The sequence below is a fragment of the Pantoea alfalfae genome (genome assembly GCF_019880205.1).
GTDB classification, from domain to species: Bacteria; Pseudomonadota; Gammaproteobacteria; order Enterobacterales; family Enterobacteriaceae; genus Pantoea; species Pantoea alfalfae.
Genome location: NZ_CP082293.1, coordinates 99,604 through 114,567 on the forward strand (window position 1 = coordinate 99,604; position 14,964 = coordinate 114,567).

12 protein-coding genes are annotated in these 14,964 nt (G+C 56.2%); 4 read left to right on the forward strand and 8 right to left on the reverse strand.

The genetic code is table 11. The features are described 5' to 3' along the window. Window positions 1–114: 114 nt before the first annotated feature. Window positions 115–732, forward strand: coding sequence for a pyridoxamine 5'-phosphate oxidase family protein (locus K6R05_RS18955; protein WP_222925626.1), 618 nt, complete (start codon window positions 115–117; stop codon window positions 730–732). Window positions 733–772: 40 nt separating this feature from the next. On the opposite strand, the gene K6R05_RS18960 is transcribed toward K6R05_RS18955, so the two are convergent. From K6R05_RS18960 to K6R05_RS18970, 3 genes are all read right to left on the reverse strand, one after another. Then, window positions 773–1,165, reverse strand: coding sequence for a VOC family protein (locus K6R05_RS18960; protein WP_222925643.1), 393 nt, complete (start codon window positions 1,163–1,165; stop codon window positions 773–775). A 286-nt stretch (window positions 1,166–1,451) separates the two neighbouring features. After that, window positions 1,452–1,817: a type II toxin-antitoxin system PemK/MazF family toxin gene (locus K6R05_RS18965; protein ID WP_222925627.1), complete on the reverse strand. Its 366-nt coding sequence runs from the start codon at window positions 1,815–1,817 to the stop codon at window positions 1,452–1,454. After that, window positions 1,817–2,089 (reverse strand): AbrB/MazE/SpoVT family DNA-binding domain-containing protein, encoded by a 273-nt coding sequence (locus tag K6R05_RS18970; protein ID WP_033735365.1) that lies wholly within the window; start codon window positions 2,087–2,089, stop codon window positions 1,817–1,819. Before K6R05_RS18970 ends, K6R05_RS18965 begins: the two co-directional genes overlap by 1 nt. Window positions 2,090–2,241: 152 nt before the next feature. On the opposite strand from K6R05_RS18970, the gene K6R05_RS18975 reads away from it, so the two are divergent. Together K6R05_RS18975 and K6R05_RS18980 are read left to right on the forward strand one after the other, a co-directional pair. Further along, window positions 2,242–3,435 (forward strand): MFS transporter, encoded by a 1,194-nt coding sequence (locus K6R05_RS18975; protein WP_222925628.1) that lies wholly within the window; start codon window positions 2,242–2,244, stop codon window positions 3,433–3,435. 106 nt (window positions 3,436–3,541) lie between these two features. Beyond that, on the forward strand, window positions 3,542–8,056 hold the full coding sequence (locus K6R05_RS18980) for an ATP-dependent helicase (protein ID WP_222925629.1): 4,515 nt from the start codon (window positions 3,542–3,544) through the stop codon (window positions 8,054–8,056). On the opposite strand, the gene K6R05_RS18985 is transcribed toward K6R05_RS18980, so the two are convergent. Next, the gene (locus K6R05_RS18985; protein ID WP_222925630.1) at window positions 8,040–8,969 is read right to left on the reverse strand and encodes a LysR family transcriptional regulator; all 930 of its coding nucleotides are present in this window, start codon (window positions 8,967–8,969) and stop codon (window positions 8,040–8,042) included. The genes K6R05_RS18980 and K6R05_RS18985 overlap by 17 nt on opposite strands. Before the next feature lie 95 nt (window positions 8,970–9,064). Here K6R05_RS18985 and K6R05_RS18990 point away from each other — a divergent pair, with 95 nt between their 5' ends. Then, window positions 9,065–9,919 (forward strand): aldo/keto reductase family oxidoreductase, encoded by an 855-nt coding sequence (locus K6R05_RS18990; protein WP_222925631.1) that lies wholly within the window; start codon window positions 9,065–9,067, stop codon window positions 9,917–9,919. A 39-nt stretch (window positions 9,920–9,958) separates the two neighbouring features. On the opposite strand, the gene K6R05_RS18995 is transcribed toward K6R05_RS18990, so the two are convergent. The 4 genes from K6R05_RS18995 to K6R05_RS19010 all read right to left on the reverse strand — a co-directional run bounded on the left by K6R05_RS18995 (window position 9,959) and on the right by K6R05_RS19010 (window position 14,894). Then, on the reverse strand, window positions 9,959–11,458 hold the full coding sequence (locus tag K6R05_RS18995) for an alpha/beta hydrolase (RefSeq protein ID WP_222925632.1): 1,500 nt from the start codon (window positions 11,456–11,458) through the stop codon (window positions 9,959–9,961). Between the two features lie 18 nt (window positions 11,459–11,476). Further along, a complete protein-coding gene (gene pagP, locus K6R05_RS19000; protein WP_222925633.1) occupies window positions 11,477–12,037 on the reverse strand; it encodes a lipid IV(A) palmitoyltransferase PagP in 561 nt (186 codons plus the stop codon). A 303-nt stretch (window positions 12,038–12,340) separates the two neighbouring features. Next, complete coding sequence (locus K6R05_RS19005; protein ID WP_161736873.1) at window positions 12,341–13,792, reverse strand: sugar porter family MFS transporter; 1,452 nt, start codon at window positions 13,790–13,792, stop codon at window positions 12,341–12,343. 199 nt (window positions 13,793–13,991) lie between these two features. Then, entirely contained in the window at window positions 13,992–14,894 is a 903-nt protein-coding gene (locus tag K6R05_RS19010) for a LysR substrate-binding domain-containing protein (protein ID WP_161736872.1), read from the reverse strand. Window positions 14,895–14,964 lie beyond the last annotated feature (70 nt).

The following is a 14,964-nucleotide window of genomic DNA, read 5'->3' on the forward strand; positions in this document are numbered from 1 at the left end:
GGCTCTGACTCTGCAGTTATTGGTGTTAAAGTCCTGGTTAAACCTGCGCGTCGGATCTGTGGTGTCTTATCGTCAGCGTCCTGAGGATCTGATCAATAAAAGGAAAGTGCAAACATGCCTGAACAGAACAGCTTAGTGACGGAACTGACCGAACTTGAACGTCTTTACGGCACTGTCGCCCGGCCTTCTGTGGCTAAGGTGACCGATCATATTCATCCCGCCTATCGTCCGTTTATAGCCGCCTCGCCTTTTGTGGCGCTGGCAACATCGGGACCGGAGGGGCTGGATGTTTCACCGCGCGGCGATCCGGCCGGATTTATCGAAATCGAAGATGATTACACCCTGCTGCTGCCGGACAGACGTGGCAATAATCGCATCGACAGCCTGCGTAATATTTTAAATGACAATCGGGTTGCGCTACTTTTTCTCATCCCCGGCATCGGCGAAACGCTACGTGTGAACGGTACGGCGGCGATCAGTACCGACCCGGCGCTGCTTGAGCGCTTTGCGGTCAACAATCAGCAGCCCAAAACCGTGCTGCGCATCCACGTGGAGAGCGTTTTCTTTCAGTGCAGCCGGGCGATTATCCGCTCCGGGTTATGGAATGCTGAAACGCAGATTGCGCGGCAGTCGCTGCCCAGCACCGGCTCGATTCTGAAACAGATTGCGGAAATCGATGGCGATGCCTATGACAAAGCGCTGCCAGAGCGATTAAAGAACTCGCTTTACTGATCGCCGTTGGTGACCAGCCGATCCTGCCCTTGCGAGAGTGTTACGCAATGCTCTCCAGTATCTGCTTTGCCTGAAGGTAGTCGTAAGAGGTCACTTCAATCTTATTATCACTGAGATCGCTGAAATAGACGGACATCGACACGTCGTGGTCACTGACGCTGAAAGGGATTTTATTCTTACTGAGTACAGGCAGGAGTTCGTTAAAGGATGACGCGGCCACCCCGAAAGCTACCGTGTGACCAGGTGGCTGGGATTTTCTGAGGAAAAGAGAGAGGGATGCACTGTTATTCCTGATGACAAGTGGACCGCCCTGCTCAAACCAGAAGTACAGTGCATCATCGCGGGAAAAGCTCAGGATTTCGTTATACCATTGTTCTGCCTGCTCAATATTTTCAACGTAAAGATGGATATGATCGATCTCAGCTATCTTCATCATCTGGCTCCATGATTGTTTTTAACAGTGAGACTGGTCGAAACAGTATTGATAGACAACCCGCAGAGCACATAAAAACACGTTGCAGGAAAGAGACAGAGAAGAATAAAGGACAATGGCCTGACGAGAAAAAACACAGGCGAAGGAGGCAATTGAGGAGCATCACGCTTTAGTGGCTATGACGCTTTCATCAGGTCACACACTTACAGTTTAAATGAGGCCTGTATGCCTTCCCGGATTGAATAAATCAGTAATTTATTAAAATCTTGCTGTCGCAGAGTTTTATTTATCGCGGGTCGATAAGGTCTATAACCAGAGGCAATATTTCATCCATAACATATGGCTCTACCCTGGCAGCATAGCTTGCCTTACGCGCTATCAGGTCAAGCGAACGCACCTGATAACACAGCGCCACGCCGGTCACCTTGCCAGTATCTGTGCTGTTACCGTCCAGAAACACAGTGACTCCCTGTGAGCGCGACGCAACGCCGCCGCTTATTACCGGCACACAAACTGCCGTCCCCAGAGCTGCAACTAACTCGCGCTGAGAGATAACAAGATAATAATGCGGCCCTTTAAACTCACGCCCTTCAACCGGATCGCCATTAACGTGCCAGATTTCGCCCTTCTGCGGCACCCTCCTTGAAACCATCAGATATGCTCCCTTCCCTGCGGCGCGTCATTCAGTCCGTCGACGGCCTCGTCGTTATAACTCTGGATTTCCAGCTGATCAATACCGGCCAGCAACTGAGCAACGGTCCGGCGTCCGCGTGGTACACGCGTAACCGGCACTATATTGACGGATTCGCCCTCAGCGGTCACGTCCAGCTCAATGCCGACGGTCCAGCCTGCTCTGGCAGCAATCTCACTGGGGATAGTCAGCACGACAGCTCCGCCCTGCTGACGAAGTTTTGTTGATGCCATGCGTCCTCCGGTGTGTAACTTAGTAACACATAGCTTAGCATAAGGTGACACTAAGTCACATCGCAATAAACGTTAAAGCAAAGATATTGCATTAAGCTCAGAATCACCGTATACCTTATTAAAAGCTAATCCTTTGCATTAAGGCGACTCCCATGAACCCCATCCTGACAGCGCAGGCGGCTACCCGCACCACGCTTTTTAGCTTTACCGGTGCGGCGCTGATCTCAGCCACCAGCAGTGCGCCAACGCCGCTCTACCCGCTTTATCGCAGCCTGTTTCATCTGACGCCGACCATGCTGACGCTGATCTTTGGTGCTTATGCTTTCGCGTTGCTGGCCGCGCTGCTGACGGTGGGTAAAGTGTCGGATTATACTGGCCGACGTCCGCTGATGCTGCTGGCACTGGCGATTAACGTGGTCGCGCTGATGATCTTTATGGTGGCCAGTTCGGCCCCAACCCTGATTGCCGCCCGACTGGTACAGGGCTTTGCTACGGGTATTGCACTGCCGACCTTCGGTGCCAGCCTGATTGACGCCAGTAAAACCCGAGGACCCCTGCTCAATTCGTTCACCGCGTTTCTCGGGATGACGCTCGGCACGCTGACAGGTGGCATTCTGGTTAGCTTTGCCCCTTTCCCTACGGTCACGGTTTACGCGCTGCTGATGGTGCTGATGATAGTCGCGATGGCGCTTCTGCCACTGATACCTGAAACGATTGCGCCTCAGCCTGGGGTACTGGCCGCGCTGCGGCCTCAGGTCAGCATTCCGCGACGCGCACTGGGTCCGTTGCTGAAGGTGACGCCGGTGAACATCGCAACATGGATGCTGGGCGGATTTTATCTGTCACTGATGCCCACGATGGTGGCAAATGCAACCGGTCTGACATCGCCGTTTATCGGCGGCTCGATTGTGGCAACGCTGATGCTAAGTGCAACGGCAGCCGTATTACTCTTTCGTCCGTTGCCGCCCGCGCGGGCATTAGTTATTGGAACCCTTATGCTGATGGCGGGTGTCGGTGTCACACTGACAGGCCTTTCCCTGCACAGCGTGGCCCTGCTCTATATCGGCACCGCCATTGCGGGTCAGGGGTTTGGATCGATTTTCTCCAGCGTGCTGAAGATCATTATGCCGTTAGCAGAGAGTCATGAACGGGCCGGGTTGTTCTCCGCTTTTTTGATCAAAAGCTATCTCGCCTTTGCCCTGCCCGCGATTGCGGCCGGTATTGCCGCACCCCATATCGGGCTGACCAACACCGCCTGGCTCTATGGCATGACCATTATTATGCTGGCGCTGGTGTCACTCCTGGCGGTCAGAGGTCGCGCTTTAGCTGGCACGGCCTGTTCTTAAACACCACTGATGCGGCCAGAGATCGGCCGCGTCATCCACAAACGGCGATTTTCACTTACACTCAACGGATTAATTCCAGGCGCAGTCACTGCGCGATGCCGTGAGTATGATGTCGAAATCCCAGTCTGATACGGTCCTAGCCCGTTTTTCACCCGCCATCCGACGCTGGTTTTCTGCTGCCTTTGCTGCGCCGACGCCGGTGCAAAAGGCGGCCTGGCAGGCGATTGCCAGTGGAGAGCATGCGCTGGTGATCGCGCCTACCGGTTCCGGAAAAACACTGGCGGCCTTTTTGACTGCCATCGACACGCTGTTTCAGGTCAGAACTGACCAGCCTGCTCCCACACGCGAAACGACCACCCGCATTCTCTATATTTCACCGGTCAAAGCGCTGGCAGCCGACGTGCAGCGCAACCTGAATCTGCCGCTGACAGGCGTTTACGCCGAGCGGCAGGCGCTGAATGAGCCAGAAATCACGCTGAATATCGGGATGCGATCCGGTGATACCCCCAGCGCGGAGCGCGCCAGGTTGTTACGTCGCCCGCCCGATATCCTGATCACCACACCCGAATCGCTGTTTCTGATGCTGACTTCCAAAGCACGCACCACGCTACAGGGCGTCACCACGGTTATTGTTGATGAGGTGCATGCGGTGGCGGGTTCAAAGCGCGGTTCCCAGCTGGCGCTGAGCCTGGAGCGGCTGGACGCGCTGCTGCCACAGCCCGCCCAGCGCATCGGGCTTTCTGCCACGGTGCGACCGGTTGAACGGGTAGCGGCCTTTCTCGGCGGCTGTCAGCCGGTTCAGGTGGTTAATCCTGCCGCCGATCGCACGCTGCACCTGACGATCGAAGTGCCGGTTGAGGATATGACCGATATTGCCAGCGCCGATGACCTGACCGGTGAAGCGAGCACTGCAAGCGGATCGATCTGGCCACATATCGAAGCGCGCATTCTGCAGCAGGTAATGGCCCATCGCGCCACGCTGGTGTTTGTGAATTCGCGCGGCCTGGCAGAAAAGCTGACGGCGCGGCTCAATGCGCGTTACCTGGCGAAGCAAACCGCTGATGAACGGGATGCAGAGCGCGCCGACGAAATTATAGTCCGATCACACCACGGTTCCGTCTCAAAAGAGCAGCGAGGCGAGATTGAAGCTGCCCTGAAGCAGGGCAGACTGCGCTGCGTGGTGGCGACCTCCAGCCTGGAACTGGGCATTGATATGGGGCCGGTGGATCTGGTGATTCAGGTCGGCGCGCCGCTGTCAGTCGCCAGCGCCCTGCAGCGTGTGGGTCGCGCCGGACATCAGGTTGGCGGCATCTCCACCGGCATCCTGTTTCCCCGCACCCGGCGTGATCTGCTGGATTCAGCCGTGATATTACAGTCGATGCGGGCGGGTCACCTCGATGCGCTGGCTCCGCCCCGTAACCCGCTCGATATTCTGGCGCAGCAAACGCTGGCGGCGGTGGCAATGGATCCTTTGCAGGCCGATGATTGGTATGCGCAGGTCTGCCGGGCCGATCCATTTCGCACTCTCTCCCGTCGGCTGTTTAATGCCACGCTGGATATGCTGGCGGGTAAATTTCCGTCAGATGCCTTTGCTCAGCTGCGGCCACAGCTGGTATGGGATCGCCAGAGCGGACTGCTGACGGCGCGACCTGGTGCTCAGAATCTGGCCGTGACCAGCGGCGGTACCATTCCCGATCGCGGCATGTTCAGCGTCATCCTGCCCGAAGGCGAAGAGCAGGCGGGCTCTCGTCGGGTCGGCGAGCTGGATGAAGAGATGGTCTATGAGTCTCGGGTCAACGACATCATTACTCTGGGGGCAACGTCGTGGCGCATTCAGCAGATCACGCACGATCAGGTGCTGGTGGTTCCCGCGCCAGGCCGTCCCGCCCGTTTGCCCTTCTGGCGCGGTGAGGGCATTGGCCGTTCTGCCGATTCAGGTGCCAGCCTCGGGATGTTTCTGCGTCACCTGAACAGTGCTTCACCGGATGCTGCGCAACAGCAGCTGCACGCGCTGGGGCTGAATGCCCGTGCAGTGACAAATCTGCTGGCTTTGCTGGCTGAACAACGTGTCGCGACCGGCGTACTGCCCGACGATCGCACGTTACTGATTGAACGCTGCCGGGACGAAACTGGCGACTGGCGGGTGATTCTGCACTCGCCATGGGGAAAGCGGGTCAATGCGCCCTGGGCGCTGGCAATTGCCGCCCGGATTCAGCACCGCCTGGGTATTGATGCTTCCGTCGCAGCCAGCGATGACGGCATCGTAGCCCGCTTTCCCGCCAGCGAAGGGCATCTGCCCGGCGCTGACCTGTTTATATTCGACGCCGACCAGCTCACTCAGGACGTTACGGAGAGTGTCGGGCAATCAGCACTGTTCGCTGCCCGCTTCCGGGAGTGTGCCTCTCGCGCACTGCTGCTGCCGAGGCGCAATCCGGGTAAGCGCTCACCACTATGGCAGCAGCGGCTGCGCGCCGGTCAGTTGCTAGCCGTCGCCCGACAGTATGATGATTTCCCTATCCTGATCGAAACCGCACGCGAATGCCTGCAGGATGTGTACGATCTGCCTGCCCTGCACCAGCTGATGGAACAGCTGGCACAGGGAGACGTAAAGCTGGTTGAGGTGATGACCGAACAGCCCTCTCCTTTCGCCGCTCCACTGTTGTTTGGCTATGTCGCAGAATTTATCTACGCCAGCGATGCTCCACAGGCTGAACGACGAGCCTCACTGCTGGCGCTCGACAGTAATCTGCTGGGTGAACTGCTCGGCCAGACCAGCAGGCGTGATTTGCTGGCACCTGACGTGGTTGAGCAGATCGGAAAGGAACTGCAGCGCATTGATTCCCGCTATCAGGCACAGCACGCCGAAGGCATTATCGATCTGCTGCGCGATCTCGGTCCGCTCTCCGTTGCCGGTATTTCGGCGCGGTTCAGTGGCAATCACCAGCAAATCGCAGAAGCCGTGTCGCAGTTTGCTGCCGCCCGGCGCGTGATCCCGGTGACGGTCGCTGGTGAAGCTCGCTGGGCCGTAATTGAAGATGCGGCTCGCCTGCGCGATGCGCTGGGCACTGAGCTGCCTGACGATCTGCCCGACACATTTCTGGAGACGCAGACCGATCCACTACGCGATCTAGCGAACCGCTACGCTCGCACCCATACGCTGTTCACCGCCCGACAGTTGGCAACTCATTTGGGACTGGGTGTAGCCGTAGTGAATGCGGTACTGCTACGCCTGTATCAACAAGGTAGCCTGCTGAACACAGATACGGCAGCGGACACATCGCAAACGGAGTGGGTTTCCTCAGAGATCTTCAAAAGGTTGCGCTTACGTTCACTGCAATCAGCACGCGAAGCAACCCGGCCGGTTTCACCCGCCGCCTGGGTCAGCCTGTTGCTGACGCGGCATGGCCTGATTAACCACGCGCATCAGGGTGTCAGCGGGCTGCTGCGGGTGATAGAGCAACTGGCGGGCGTGCCATTACCTGCTTCTCTGTGGGAGTCACAAATCCTGCGCGCCAGGATTGCCGACTATCAGCCTGCGATGCTCGACGAATTGTTAGCCAGTGGCGAAGTGATCTGGTGCGGACATAGAGCGCAGGGACAGAATGATGGTCTGATCTCGCTGCACCTCACCGAATTCGCTGCTGAGACGCTGCCGGAGGCAGACGCCACACTCCCTCTTACGCCAATCCAGCAGGCGATGATCGACGCACTGAGCCGCGGCGGCGCATGGTTTGTTCATGAGATTATGGCGCAGATGGGCGCACCAGAGACACAACCCACCGACGTCTATGACGTCCTGTGGCAACTGGTGTGGCGAGGGTATGTCACGGCAGATAGCTGGATTGCGGTACGTGGGCTGCTGACCACGCCCGGCGTGACCCGTTCACGACCAGCACGCACTCTGCGCACCCGCTTTGGACAGCGCTTTACGCCTGGTGCTTTGCCCGCACGGCGGCCAGCGGTCAATACGCTGGCCGGGCGCTGGTCAAAGATTAACCGGCAGGAAATTGCGCCTGCCCGACTGGCTCTCTCGCTGGCAGAAAATCTGCTTGATCGTTATGGGGTGATCACGCGAGGCAGTGCAGTTTCAGAGCAGATCCCCGGTGGGTTTCCGGCATTGCAGCCCGTACTGCGCAGCATGGAAGATGCCGGGCGACTGCTGCGCGGACAGTTTGTTGCCGGGTCAGGTGGTGCGCAGTTTGCTGACCACCAGACCATTGAGCAGCTTCGGGCGCTGGCCGAAGCCCCGGCCAGTGGTACTGAGGCGGTGGCGCTGGCTGCACTCGACCCCGCCAATCCGTTTGGCGCGATGCTGAGCTGGCCGCTTCATGCCAGCGGCATACGCCCGACGCGTCGTCAGGGCGCGCGGGTCGTGATCGCCGGCGGCGCGCTGATGCTCTTTCTGGCACCAGGAGGAAAAGAGTTGCTGACGTTCAGCGACGACCTCGCACAGCTTGAGACCGCAGTCGCGGCGCTGGGCGTGGCGCTGAAACGTGAAAAGCCCGCAAGTTTTACGCTGGAGACGGTAGATGGTAAAGCGGTATCGCAGTCACCGCTGCTTAACGCATTGCGACACGCCGGTTTTTCACGGGTGCCGCAGGGATTTAGCTGGTATAGCTGACAGGTTTTTCGCGCGCATTTATTTCGCGCACAAAATCGATAAACGCCTGAAGCGGAGCCGGAATCAGACGGCGATCGTTGTAGTAAAGCCACGGACCGGAAAAGGTCAGCCACCAGGGTTGCAGTAGCGGTTCCAGCCTGCCGTTGTCCAGGGCCGGTCTGAGCCACTCATCAAACAGATAGATCACACCACTTCCGGCAATCGCGGCCTCTACAGCCAGATCCATTGCCCCGCCGACGGACACCACCAGCGGCCCGCGAGTTTCAACGCTGATTTCTTTCCCTTCGCGGCTGAATGTCCAGTCAGCCATGATGCCGCTGGCATAACGGCCACGCAGACAACGATGATGGATCAGATCGCGAGGGTGAGCCGGTCGGCCATGTTCCGCAAGATAAGCCGGAGAGGCGGCCAGCGCGAACCGCTGCTGACGGGGGCCAATGGGCATCGCCACCATATCCTGCTCCAGCCGCTCTTCATAACGAATCCCGGCGTCGCAGCCGTCACGAAAGACATCCTGCACGCTGCTCTCAGCCACGATTTCCAGCTGAATATCGGGATAGCGCCGCAGAAATTCCGGTACCAGCCCGGGCAAGACCAGCCGGGTGGCGCTAACCGGGACATTCAGCCGCAGCGTGCCGCCTGGCGTGTTGCGATAGCGATTCACCGCATCGAGCGCGGCATTAACTTCATTCATGGCGGGCAACAGACGTTCCATCAGCGCCCTGCCCGCTTCAGTTAATACTACCGTGCGTGTCGTCCGGTGAAACAGTCGGATACCTAGCTGCTGTTCTGCCCGCCGCACCGCATCGCTCAGGCGCGACGCGTTGCTGCCTGTAATACGAGCGGCTTCCCGAAATCCTCCCGCTTTTGCCACCGCCACGACAGCATCCAGCAGCGCCATATCGATTGCCATTGTGCATCATCCCGTACAGTCTGTCCTGATTTCACCGGATAGTTGCACAGCTAAATCACCGTTACAATTGATCTACATTCACGCAGGAGGTTTTCATGTCAGACATCACCATGACTTATCCGTTAGGCGATCGTGAAGTTAACCGTCTCGGCTACGGCGCAATGCAGCTGGCCGGGCCAGGCGTATTCGGGCCGGTAAAAGATGAAGCAAAGGCAATTCAGGTTTTACGCGACGCCATTGCGGCAGGTGTTAATCATATCGACACCAGCGACTTTTATGGCCCGCACGAAACCAATCAGTTAATCAAAAAGGCGCTCCATCCTTATCCGCAGAATCTGACAATTGTGACCAAGGTGGGTGCACGCCGCGATGCAAAAGGCGGCTGGCTGGCGGCGATGGAACCTGAAGCGCTGACTCAGGCGGTGGAAGATAACCTGCGCAATCTGGGGCTGGACGTGATTGAAGTGGTGAACCTGCGCAGTATGCTGCATCCGGCGAAGCCCAAAGAGGGTTCTCTGGCACCCCAGCTGGAGTCGCTGCTGGCGTTACAGACGCGCGGGCTGATTCGGCATATTGGCCTGAGCAACGTCACTGCCACGCAAATTGCCGAAGCCCAGGCGATGACGCCCATTGTCTGCGTGCAGAATATGTATAACCTGGCGCATCGACAGGATGACGGGCTAGTGGATCAGCTGGCGCAGCAGGGCATCGCTTATGTGCCGTTTTTTCCGCTCGGCGGCTTCTCCCCATTACAGTCGGATCGGCTCAATGATGTTGCTGCGTCACTGAATGCGACCCCGATGCAGGTCGCACTGGCCTGGCTGCTGAGGCGCTCGCCCAATATTCTGTTGATTCCCGGCACTTCCTCACCGCAACACCTCAAAGAGAATCTGGCCAGTGGCAGCCTGCAACTGTCGGATGAGGTAATGGAAAAGCTGAACGCGATATAATCACAGGCCCGCATGTTGCGGGCCTGTGGCTTTATTGATTCAGAAACTGCTGAGGCAGGTGGCCAGTTGCGGCTTATCACTGCAACCGATGTGGTGATCGATTCGGTTAATCATGTAAGGGTAAAACGGGTTAGAGGTCGCGCGCATAATCGAGTCCAGCCCCACAATCAGCACTGCACTCTCGCCGCGCAGTGACAACGTACCAAAACTGATACCAAACTCATTTTTGTTCACAGGCGCACTGCCGTAAAGACCATCCTCAGCCGGGAACGGGATCGCCACGTGCGACAGCGAGTAAAGCCCGGCCGGATAGTTGATGGCCAGTGGCTGAATCCGCTCCTGAATCTCACCGGCAGGCACGCTTTTGGTCACCATTTCCAGCGACGTGGCGGCAGCATTGGTTATCACCGTGGAGGAATAATGCCGACGGGCCGCGGGTAAGAGCTGGTTAACTGCCGTGTAAGAGGAGTGGCGGAATAACGGGCTGACGCTGACCGCCTGATTGATATCGAACAGCACCAGTTCGCTGCCGTTCACTGGCAGATAGTTATAGAGCGAGCGGATGACCGACGGCGTACTGACGGTGGAATCCATCACCGACTGAAAGGTCAGCACGGGCGGGAAACCTGAGAGCTGCTGATTACGCGCGTAGTGCTGGATCTCTTTCTGCAGCGCCTGCGTCAGCAAATAGGTCTGCCGGGCAGCGTGCACCGGAAAAGAGTTATATTTAAACGGATTAAACTCCGGCACGATATTCAGCCAGGCTGTTTTCGAGAAGGCCGGGAAAACAGAGGGCAATCCGGCAATCCCGGCAAACCGCGCAAAACGGGTGACACCGATCATCGGTGATAACAGAATCAGCTGCTGCGGACGACGCAACGTGGCGTCGCCCAGACTGTCGAGCGCATATTTTACCGCCAGCGCCCCACCGTTAGAGAATCCCACCAGATGCAGCGGCGTCTGAGTGCCCGCCAGACGGGTTGCTTCGCGCACCGCTAAGCGTGTAGCCGCCATCCAGTCCTGCCAGTCAACATCAGTCAGGCCAGCAGGCACCGTCCCGTGACCCGGTAACCTTATCGCTACGGCCACATAACCCTGCTGGCGATAGGTTTCTGCGATATGACGCAGACTGTAAGGACTGTCGGTCAGACCATGTAACAGCACCACAGCACCGCGCGGCCTGCCCTCTGGTTGCAGAATATAGGAACGGTTCCAGTCCTGGGTGAAATGGCCCGGATAGATCATGCTGCCGGAGAAATATCGGTTGAGCGGAGTTTTCTCATCCGCATCCAGTTTGTCAGTGACCTGGTGCTTCATCTCATCAAACAGATGATGTTCAGCGTTAAGATAATCGGTGTAACCGGCTTTATCGAGCTGTTCAACTGTCAGCTCATGTGGAATCCAGGTGTGCCAGCGATGTAATTCCGGGCCACGTTCCGCCTCATAGATGCGAATAATCAGTAGCAGCAATAACAGCAAACCCACGATAAGCATTGAACGCCAGAGTCTGCGCGTGGCAGTTTTAAACTTCCGGGCCATAAATCCTTTCCTGAAAAATTAAAAGGCTAAGCGAAACCACGCGAACAGCACATTGCCATTATTGTAGGTGCCGGGAATGTAAGTGAACTGGACGTTCACCGCTTTGTAACCCGCAGAGAACAGCGGCAAAATAATCGGCAGCGGAATGTAGTTGCCAAAGTCATCACGCGCGGTGATACCCGCTGTTAATCCGGCACCGAGCCGGAAGTCCTGACCGGAGCCTGGATACCATCCCTTCTCCCAGCCATAACCGATAATAGGCTGCCACTCATTGTGCGAATCTTTAAATGCCATCGCGTAAAGTGCACTCCAGTTGCCGCTGTCGCTATAGCGGGAAACCCCCAGACCACCGCCCCAGGGATTTTCGTTATAGTTATCGGTTTTTTCTTTGTCATACATGAAGCGAGCGTGCCAGCTAATAAACGGCAGGTAGAGATCGGTGTGCTGAGGCGCATTCCAGGTTTGTGCAACATCGTCAGTGAACGCATTCCACCAGGATGAAACCGGCGCATTTTCAGCATGCAATGGCGTGGCAATCAGCAGAGCAGCCACCACTGCCACAGAGTTTGATATGTTCATGGTGCATCCCGGTCAGCATGCGGAGCAGATGAAAAGTGAGTATAGCGCAGAGCCAGATTCAATCTTTGTCAACGGTCATGGTTCGCTTAAACGGCTGTTTCAACCGTCAGCGACATCTGAGGGTTAAGCCAGATTCTGGCGATTTCAGCCTGAAATCGCCAGCGATGTCCGGAAACCATCTCCAGAACTGTGCTGATTACAGTGAATGACGCCTGCTTAACTGACAGAAAGGGATACGACGTGAGGGAGTACAGATAAGGGAGGAAACCGGATTCAGCCGACGGGCCGAATCCGGTAGAGGGGTTAACAGGCTTCAGCCTCCTTCGGCTTTTCACCAAACTTCTCTTTCATGTGTGACTCAATCTCTTCCAGACTTTTACCGCGGGTCTCGGGCACCATCGCCATCACGAAAATTAGCGAGCCAACGTTAATCGCGGCAAAGATAAAGAAGGTCGTGCTGCCGGCATACTCCATGATCGGTGGGAAGCCGAACGCGACCACAGCATTGAAAATCCACTGTAATGAAACTGCGCCACCGGTTAACACACCACGCAACTGCATCGGGAACAGCTCGGACATCATCAGCCAGTAGACCGGCGAGATGCACATCTGCATGCAGAACAGGAACAGCAGAATACAGCCCAGGGCGAGATAACTCTGCATCAGGCTCGAACTCATAAAGGTCATCACGCTGCCCAACAGGATCTGTGCCGTAATCACCAGACACAGACCGGTAATAAGCATGGTACGACGCGGGAAACGGCTAATCGCCCAGATACCGACAAAGGTCGCCAGAACAGAAACCACACCGTTACCGATAGTCGCAGCAATGGAGGCGCTGGTGCCCAGGCCGGTCGACTTCAGGATGATCGGCGTGTAATACATGAAACCATTAACACCGGTAAACTGCGCGACAAAGCCGAGACCGACACCAATAATCATCAGGCGGATAACCCATTTCTCACGAATCAGGGTTTTCGCATCCGGCCCGCGTTCAGCTGCCTTCGCCTGCTTCTTCATCTGCGCCATTTCATGACGTACTTCACGCGGCGTTTCACGCAGATACTTCAGAATCTTTTTTGCCTCTTTCAGACGCCCTTCAGCCACCAGCCAGTGTGGCGATGCCGGAACGAAGAACGTGCCAACAAACAGCAGAAAACCAGGCACCATTGCAATGGCCAGCATGTAGCGCCACAGATGCTCATCATGCAGGAGATAGCTCAGAAGCGTACTGGCGACATAGGCGATGAGCTGTCCGGTGACAATCATCAGCTCATTGCGGCTTACCAGCGGCGCACGAAGACGTGGCCCGGCAATTTCCGCAATAAACACCGGCACGGTTGATGAGCCACCGCCGACAGCGATGCCCAGCAGGAAGCGCATGGCCACCATCACATTGACGGAAGGTGCCAGTGCCGTACCGAGCGAACCCAGTACAAAAATGACCGCCAGGGTGCGAAGGGTAATACGACGGCCAAAACGGTCCGAGAAGAAACCACTGAGGAAAGAGCCGATAGCGGCACCGAACACCAGCGAAGAGGCAACAAGCCCTTCCGTGAATGAGTTCAGTCCAAGCCCCCCCTGGTCAGGTGGTGAAGTCATGTAAGGTAATGCACCCGAGATAATTCCGGTGTCATAGCCAAAAGCCAGCGCGCCCATGGTGGCAACCAGCACCACTAAAAAAATGCGCTGGCGTACCGTATCCGCAGGCGCGTGATCGCCCGCTTCCCCAGCGTCTGGTGTATTTGTACTCATAATATTCCTGCCATTAAGAAGTTAAACATCCGTTTGATTAAATTTCATACGGAATAGAAATGGAACATATTTACCGATTGGGTAAAGAAGTGTAGACGGTATTTAAAAGTTAGCTTTGGCAATGCGACTTTTAAGGTATGAATAATTACCAGCAGAAATAAACCCGCGTCATAGTGACGGGGCGGAATTTATTTTAACATCAGCTTAACGTTCTGAGTTCTTCCTGTATCCAGCTCAGGAAATGTGCAACACGAGGAAACTGCGCAAATCCACGCGGATAGACCAGATGGTGGGCGCTGACGGGCAGGCTATGCTGCTCAGTCAGCACTCTGACCAGTTTCCCGCTGCGCAGATAATCCTCTGCCAGCAACTCACTCTCAAAAATCAGACCGTGGCCTAACATTGCTGCCTCAAGACTCATATAAGAGCGGTCAAAGCGAAATAACCACTCCTTATCCGGCTGAGGAAGTTGCTGCGACGCAAACCACTGCGGCCATTGAATAAGCGGTGACTCCGATAATATCAGCGCGTGATGCATCAAATCCGCGGCCTGACTGACAGGATGCTGTTTCAGATATGCCGGTGAGGCCAGCACCGACATTTTTTCATGGCGGAGAGTTTTAATCTCAAACGCGTTCCAGTCCGGGAAGCCGTGACGTATCGCAATATCAATATTGTCCCGGCTGAAAGAGAGATTTTCATATGAGCAGGAGAGGGTAAGCTGAAACTCTGGATAGCTGTTGCGGAATTTATGGATGCGTGGCAACAGCCAGAGCAGACCGAAGCTGGGTGCGCAGTGGATCCTGAGGTTACTGCGCGCTTTCTCATTACTGATGCGCGCCGTGGCCTGCGCCAGGCCCAGCAATATCGGGCCGATCTCCCTGAGGTAATGTTCTCCCGACAGCGTGAGCGCTACGCCTTTTGCCGAACGATTAAACAGAATACAGCCCAGTTCCCGCTCCAGTTTAGCCAGCTGATGACTGGCTGCCGAGGGGGTAATATTTAATTCTTCAGCCGCCCGCGCGACATTACCAAAATGGGCCACCTGCTCAAAAACCCGCAGTGATTTAATTGAAGGTAAGTGCTCCGGCTGCTTTTCCATCCGCCTCTCCACACAGAAATTATGTGATGTGTGCCCATTTTTAAATCGCAGATTTGTTAACTGCATCAAA

What these genes read in the sequence shown, in the direction of transcription:
- K6R05_RS18990 (WP_222925631.1), top strand. Translation starts at nt 9,065, where the DNA reads ATGTCAGACATCACCATGACTTATCCGTTAGGCGATCGTGAAGTTAAC.
- K6R05_RS18955 (WP_222925626.1), top strand. Translation starts at nt 115, where the DNA reads ATGCCTGAACAGAACAGCTTAGTGACGGAACTGACCGAACTTGAACGT.
- K6R05_RS18995 (WP_222925632.1), bottom strand. Translation starts at nt 11,458, where the DNA reads ATGGCCCGGAAGTTTAAAACTGCCACGCGCAGACTCTGGCGTTCAATG.
- K6R05_RS19010 (WP_161736872.1), bottom strand. Translation starts at nt 14,894, where the DNA reads ATGGAAAAGCAGCCGGAGCACTTACCTTCAATTAAATCACTGCGGGTT.
- K6R05_RS18975 (WP_222925628.1), top strand. Translation starts at nt 2,242, where the DNA reads ATGAACCCCATCCTGACAGCGCAGGCGGCTACCCGCACCACGCTTTTT.
- pagP (WP_222925633.1), bottom strand. Translation starts at nt 12,037, where the DNA reads ATGAACATATCAAACTCTGTGGCAGTGGTGGCTGCTCTGCTGATTGCC.
- K6R05_RS18980 (WP_222925629.1), top strand. Translation starts at nt 3,542, where the DNA reads ATGATGTCGAAATCCCAGTCTGATACGGTCCTAGCCCGTTTTTCACCC.
- K6R05_RS18985 (WP_222925630.1), bottom strand. Translation starts at nt 8,969, where the DNA reads ATGGCAATCGATATGGCGCTGCTGGATGCTGTCGTGGCGGTGGCAAAA.
- K6R05_RS18970 (WP_033735365.1), bottom strand. Translation starts at nt 2,089, where the DNA reads ATGGCATCAACAAAACTTCGTCAGCAGGGCGGAGCTGTCGTGCTGACT.
- K6R05_RS18960 (WP_222925643.1), bottom strand. Translation starts at nt 1,165, where the DNA reads ATGAAGATAGCTGAGATCGATCATATCCATCTTTACGTTGAAAATATT.
- K6R05_RS18965 (WP_222925627.1), bottom strand. Translation starts at nt 1,817, where the DNA reads ATGGTTTCAAGGAGGGTGCCGCAGAAGGGCGAAATCTGGCACGTTAAT.
- K6R05_RS19005 (WP_161736873.1), bottom strand. Translation starts at nt 13,792, where the DNA reads ATGAGTACAAATACACCAGACGCTGGGGAAGCGGGCGATCACGCGCCT.